This is a genomic window from Actinomadura sp. 7K534 (assembly GCF_004348575.1).
GTDB classification, from domain to species: domain Bacteria; phylum Actinomycetota; class Actinomycetes; order Streptosporangiales; family Streptosporangiaceae; genus Spirillospora; species Spirillospora livida.
This window is the reverse complement of the sequence record NZ_SMKB01000346.1, coordinates 1-5,754: the sequence shown is the minus strand read 5'-3', so window position 1 is coordinate 5,754 and position 5,754 is coordinate 1. Positions and strand designations below refer to the sequence as shown.

At 73.1% G+C, this 5,754-nt stretch carries 6 protein-coding genes; 3 read left to right on the top strand and 3 right to left on the bottom strand.

Annotated features, from left to right (window positions below; translation table 11 throughout):
- Window positions 1–48 precede the first annotated feature (48 nt).
- Window positions 49–702, bottom strand: coding sequence for a cytidylate kinase-like family protein (locus E1266_RS34990; protein ID WP_243719285.1), 654 nt, complete (start codon window positions 700–702; stop codon window positions 49–51).
- A 114-nt stretch (window positions 703–816) separates the two neighbouring features.
- Window positions 817–1,776 carry a tetratricopeptide repeat protein gene (locus tag E1266_RS34985; RefSeq protein WP_165966333.1) on the bottom strand — a complete coding sequence of 320 codons (960 nt, stop codon included), beginning with the start codon at window positions 1,774–1,776 and terminating at the stop codon, window positions 817–819.
- Between the two features lie 474 nt (window positions 1,777–2,250).
- Here E1266_RS34985 and E1266_RS34980 point away from each other — a divergent pair, with 474 nt between their 5' ends.
- Together E1266_RS34980 and E1266_RS34975 are read left to right on the top strand one after the other, a co-directional pair.
- Entirely contained in the window at window positions 2,251–3,078 is an 828-nt protein-coding gene (locus E1266_RS34980; protein ID WP_243719283.1) for an ATP-binding cassette domain-containing protein, read from the top strand.
- A complete protein-coding gene (locus E1266_RS34975) occupies window positions 3,071–4,324 on the top strand; it encodes a hypothetical protein (protein ID WP_132054517.1) in 1,254 nt (417 codons plus the stop codon). The genes E1266_RS34980 and E1266_RS34975 overlap by 8 nt, the downstream gene beginning before the upstream one ends.
- On the opposite strand, the gene E1266_RS34970 is transcribed toward E1266_RS34975, so the two are convergent.
- Window positions 4,310–4,621, bottom strand: coding sequence for a DUF3817 domain-containing protein (locus E1266_RS34970; protein ID WP_132054515.1), 312 nt, complete (start codon window positions 4,619–4,621; stop codon window positions 4,310–4,312). The two genes, E1266_RS34975 and E1266_RS34970, sit on opposite strands and share 15 nt — an antisense overlap.
- 119 nt (window positions 4,622–4,740) lie before the next feature.
- Between E1266_RS34970 and E1266_RS34965 the strand changes: the two genes are divergently transcribed.
- Window positions 4,741–5,445 carry a DUF4230 domain-containing protein gene (locus tag E1266_RS34965; protein ID WP_132054513.1) on the top strand — a complete coding sequence of 235 codons (705 nt, stop codon included), beginning with the start codon at window positions 4,741–4,743 and terminating at the stop codon, window positions 5,443–5,445.
- Window positions 5,446–5,754 lie beyond the last annotated feature (309 nt).

Sequence of the window (5,754 nt, the reverse complement as noted above, 5' to 3'; positions counted from 1 at the left end):
GGCCGGGACGGTGCGTCCGGGGGCCGCGGCCCGGTCGCGTCCCGCGGCTCACACCGCCAGGGCCGCGACGACGATCAGCTCGACGGTCGCGGACACGGGCAGCCTCGTGGTGTCGATCACCAGGTGGTAGAGCCGCGGATCTGCGGGGTCGGCCCCGTAGAAGTGCTTCACGTAGGCCGTCCGGGCGCGGTCGTTGTCATCGAGCATACGCTCAACATCGCGATCGGGTGACCCGCTCCGCGCAGGTCGCCCCCTCTCCGGGGACATCTCCGGCATCTCGGCGGCGGCGTGCGCGAGCCGCCGGTCCCGCGGGCCGTCCAGCCGGACGTGCAGCACGCCCCGGCGCCCGGCCAGCACGACGGCGGCGGCCCGGCCGAGCAGCACTCCCCCGCCCCGGTCGGCCAGCCGGTTGATCACCGCCTCGGTGTGCGCGACGAAGTCCTCGGGCTGCGCGATCGTGCGGTCGGGCAGGTAGACGTCCATGCCGAGGGCGACGGTGGGCAGCCGCGCGGCCCCGGCGAGGATCCGGCCGATGCCGCTCAGCGCCCGGTCGTCGTGGACGAGCGCCTCCTCCAGCGTGCAGCCGATCTCACCGGCGACCAGCTCGGGGATCGCGCGGTCGACGAACCGCATCCCGAGCCGGTCGGCCACCGCCGGCCCGACGACCGGCCCACCGGCGCCGAACGCAGCCGAAACGGTCACGACGTGCGCGCTCACACCCGACTAATGCCCGCTCCACACCCGCCCAGAACCGCCAGAACACCACCCACGGGTCGTGCGCGCCGGGGGTTCCAGGGGGTCGCCCCCTGGGCTGGCTCAGAACAGAGCTGACTGGAGGGAGCGGCGGGCCTTGGTCACGCGCGGGTCGTCCGGCGGGAGGAGGTCGAACAGCGACAGCAGGTGTTTGCGGGCCGCGTCGCGGTCATCGCCCGCGGTGGCGCGTACCGCGGACACCAGCCGGTCGAACGCCTGCTCCATCAGGCCGGACACCATCTCCACGTCGGCCGCGCGGATCTGCGTCTGGACGTCGCCGGGCTTGGCGGCGGCCTCCTGGAGGGTGCGCTCGGGGTCCAGCGACTCCACCCGCCGGCTCAGCTCCACCAGCGCGACGCCCTGCTTGGCCTGCGCGTTGCGCGGGTCGGCGGCGAGGAGTTCCTCGAAGGCGGCCTTGGCGCCGTCCAGGTCGCCGCGCTGCAGGGCGTCCTCGGCCCGCTGGGTCACCGGGTCGGCCATCGGCGCGTCCGCGCCGGCGGCGGGCTGCTCGCCCTCGGGGGCGTCCGGCAGGATGCCCTCCTTGCGGAGCGCCTCGAAGAGCTGGTCGATGGCCTGGCGCACCTGCGGCTCGGGGGCCGCGCCGTTCAGGAACGGCAGCAGCTGCCCGGCGACGACCGCCGCCACGAACGGGATGCCGCGCACGCCCATCTGCTGCATGTACGCGCCGAGCTGCGGGTTGGCGTCGATGTCGACCTTGGCCAGGATCCACTTGCCGGCCGCCTCGTTGGCGAGCTTCTCCAGGATGGGCCCGAGCTGTTTGCAGGGCCCGCACCACTCGGCCCAGAAGTCGACGAGGACGGGAACGGACTGCGACCGCTCCACGACCTCCGTGTTGAACGTCTGGTCGGTGACGTCCACGACGTACTGGCCGCCGGCCGCGGGCGCGCCGGCACCGGCGCCCGCGCCGCCGCCCTGGGCCTGGCGGCCCTGCTGCTTCCTGGCGGCCGACTGACGCGCCCCCAGGTCGATGGCCCCGTGCAACGAAAAGTCCCGAGAAGGCATGGGTCCATCCTGCCCCATGAGGGCACGTGGCCGTGCGTCCGTACGCTCCCAGCGGAGCGCGGCGCCCGGCACCGGAGGCCCGGCACGCCCCAATTCGTTGCACAATTCGACACTTGTCGGCTTTTTTGGAATTCGCCATCGCGGACCGCGGGCAAAGATTCGAGACGTCCTGCCGTAAAGGCGAAAAGATTGCTGGCAGCCATCACCAAGCCCGGTTATAGTCACGATGTCGATGCATCGCGGCACGGGCAAAAGCGACCGCGCGCCGGGCCGCCGAACGGCGGCCGGGACGGCGGGCACCGCGTGGCAGGGTTGGGGGACCGAGGCCACCGGATGTACCCGGACACGGGAATCGCGCCCCGGCGCCGCGAGGGCATGACGAGCAATGGGGGGAAACTTGTGATCGCGGAGCATTCCGTGATCGTGGCCCGAGGAATGGGTGTCCGCCGCGGGGGGCGGTGGCTCCTGCGCCCGGTGACCTTCGGCGTGCCCGAAGGCGTGGTCGGCCTGGCCGGTCCACCTGGTGCCGGTAAATCCACTCTGCTGGCCACGTTCGCGACCTTGCGCAGGCCGAACGCCGGCGTGCTGCACATTCTCGGACACGACGTCGCGCACGCCGCCGGGGTACGGGCCGCGCGGGCCGCCATCGGCTACCTGCCCGCCCGGTTCTCCCGGGCGGAGCACATGACGGCCGGGGAGTTCGTCGAGTACGCGGCCTACTACAAGCGGACGAGCGCGTCCGCCGCCCGCTCCATGGTGCGGCGCCTCGACCTCGGCGAGGCCGCCGGCACCGAGCTGGCGCTGCTGCCGCCCGACGTCCGGCTGCGGGCCGGGCTCGCCGCGGCGTGCGTCCACGAGCCCGAGGTGGTGCTGCTGGACGACCCGTTCGGCGAGCTGTGCGCCGCCGCCGAACCCTGGCCCACCGGCGCGGGCGGCCCCGGACGCCACGCGCTGACCGCCGCCATGGCGGAGCTCGTCCCGGTGCTGCGCACCCTCGCCCCGACCGTGCTCGTCACGGCCGACGCCGCCGAGACGCTCACCGGCTGGTGCGACCGCCTCCTCACGCTCGCCCGGGGCAGGCTGACCGAGCACGCCACCGGCTCGGCCGGCGCCCGCCGCGGCCGCAGCGCCGCCGACCGCCGCGCCGCCGACCCGGCCGGCCCGCCGCCCCCGCCCGTCCCGGTGCGGCACCGCCCCGCGCGGCTCGCGCCGCCGCAGATGACGCTGCCCGGCGTGCCGCTGCCGCAGCTGACGAGGCTCCGGGTGCGGAGGCCGCCCGCCGGAAGCGCCACCGGTGTCTGACCTCGGCCGGGTGCTCCGGCTGGACGCCCGCCGCACGGCGCTGCTGGTCGCGATGCCGGTCCTCACCGCGGTGGGGACGGCGGCCGCCGTGCCTTCGCTCTACCCGGCGGTCGCCTACTGGGACAACGCCGTCGTCGCCCTGGTCAACGCGGTCCGCTTCGTGGGCCCGGTGGCCGCGGCGATCGCCGCGTGGACGACGGTCCGGGAACGCCCGCTCGACTACCTGCGCGACCTCACGGCGCGCTCCCCCGCCACCGGCGCGCTCCTGGACCTGCTGCTGCTGTCCGTCGCCGCGCTGCTCTCCTACGCCACGGTCACGGCGCTGGTCGTCGTCGTCACCCTCGCCCAGGACGGCGCCGGGCACCTCCACCTGGTGGGCGTGGCCGCGGGCGCGGGTTCGCTCGTCCTGCACGTCGTCGCCGGCTACCTGATGGGACGCGCCGTACCGCACCGCGCCACGGCCGTCCTCGTCCTCGCCGTGACGTCCCTGTGGGCCGCGCTCCGCGTCCCCGGCATGTCCTGGTTGAGCCTGCTCCCCCCGGCGGCCTTCGACCAGATCGCCCTGTTCACCACGCTGCGCCCCCGCGTGCTCCTCGACCAGGTCACCTGGACGGCCGGGCTGACCACCGCGCTGATCCTCGGTTACGTCGTGTGGGTGACGCGGCGGTTCCTGATCGTCCTTCCGCTGCTGGTCGCGCTGGCCGTGACGGGCACCGCCACGCTCGGCCTCCGCGCCTCCAGCGGCACGATCACGCCTGTCCACACCGAACCGGTGTGCCGGGAGTGGCCGATCACCGTGTGCGTCCACCCCGCACTGCGGGACGCGCTGCCCGTGCTGACGGCGGCGGCCACTCCTCTTGCCGCCCGCCTCCACGAGACGCCCGGCGCGTTCACGCGCGTGGAGCAGCGCCCGGCGTGGAAGCCCGTCTCGGTGTCGGGCGGCGTCGCCACCGTCCACCTGGACGAGACGCTCTCCCCCGGATACGCGTCACGCGCCGTCCGGCAGATCAGCCGGAGCCTCCGCGACGCCCACGCGTGCGCGGCCTCCCCGGACGTCCCCGACCACTACCGCGCGCTGGTCGACGCGTGGCTCCTCGGCGAGGACCCGCCGGCCGTCCCCGACACCCGCGCCGCCCGCCGCTTCGGCTCCTGGAGCGAGGCGCGGCGCCGCGCCTGGCTGCGGCTCAACTTCGCCGACTACCACTCCTGCGCCCTGGGGCCGGCCAACTTCCTAGGGGGCGCTTGACGCGGGCGCGCCCGCCGCGTGCGGGGGCCTGGTCCAGTGGCGCTCGACGAGGAACGGGGCGATCGGGAGCACGGCCGCGGCCAGCGCGAGGACCGTGCGCTTCATGTCCCAGCGGAGCGCGTCGCGGACGAGGAAGACCATCCCGACGTAGGCCATGAACAGGACTCCGTGGATCGGGCCGACCAGCTGGACGCCCACCTCCGCCTCCGCGCCGTACTTCAGCGGCATCGCGATCAGCAGCAGGGCGAGGAAGGAGACCGCCTCGGCGATGGAGACCAACCGGAAAACGCGAATCATGTCCACGCCGGGGGAACGCGCAGGTCGCCGCCCGGGTTGCGCGGCACGCTATGGCTTCGCTCACACCGACCTAACCGGCCCGACAGGTAAGAGGCGGTCCTTGCGGGAATGTCCCGTACATGGCTCGCTCGGAAACGAAGAACGACTCGCCCCGGAAGTCGTCCGCCGTCCGGTCCCGCCCCCGGTGGCACGGACTGCTCACCCCCGCCCTGCTCATCATCGCGACCATCGCGATCGTGCTGGTGGCGCAGCAGGCGCTGCGCGGCCTTCCCGGATGGCTGGACCCGTTCGGCGTGGAGACGAAGGACCGCAGCGGGCCCGTCCTGCTGAAGTCGATCCGCGACCTGCACCGCTACGAGGCGGCCAGCGGCAACTTCCAGGTCGTCGTCGACCTGGAGAAGGACGCGAAGTTCCTGCCGGACTCCCTGCGCGGCAACCGCACGCTGTTCGTCGGCAACGGCTCCGTCGACGCCTACGTCGACTTCTCCAAGGTGGGCGACGGCGCCGTCAAGGTGAACGCCGACCGGACGGCCGCGACCATCACCCTGCCGCCCGCGCAGCTTGAGCGGACCAACCTCGACCAGAAGAACAGCTACGTCTACTCCACCGAGCGCGGCCTGATCGACCGCTTCGGCGACTTCTTCAGCAGCAACCCCAACAACCAGCAGCAGCTCTACGTCCTGGCGGCCCAGAAGATCCAGACCGCCGCGGCCCAGAGCGGCCTGAAGGAACGCGCCGACGCCAACACCAAGACGATGCTGGAGAACATGCTCAAGGCACTGGGCTTCACGAAGGTGACCGTCCAGCAGTCCAACACCCAGTGACCGGCCCTGCACCGACGCACTGGCCTCAGCCGACACCGCAACCCCGCAACGACCTCGACGGTCGCGATCGCGTCCGAAGGCAGGTTTCGAGCTTGCGAGAAACCTGATCGCGCAGCGAGCCGCTAGGCGAGACGGAGCGATGCAGCGATCGCGCGTGGTCCGATCGGTTCCGAGCCGCTAGGTGTACTGCCCATGGACGTTGGTGACGGCGACACGGGCTGGATGATCTTGCAATAAGGAGGACCTCCTGGCGTGGTGTGGAGCTACCACACACCAACTCCACGCCAAGGAGGTCCTCGTGCCCCACCG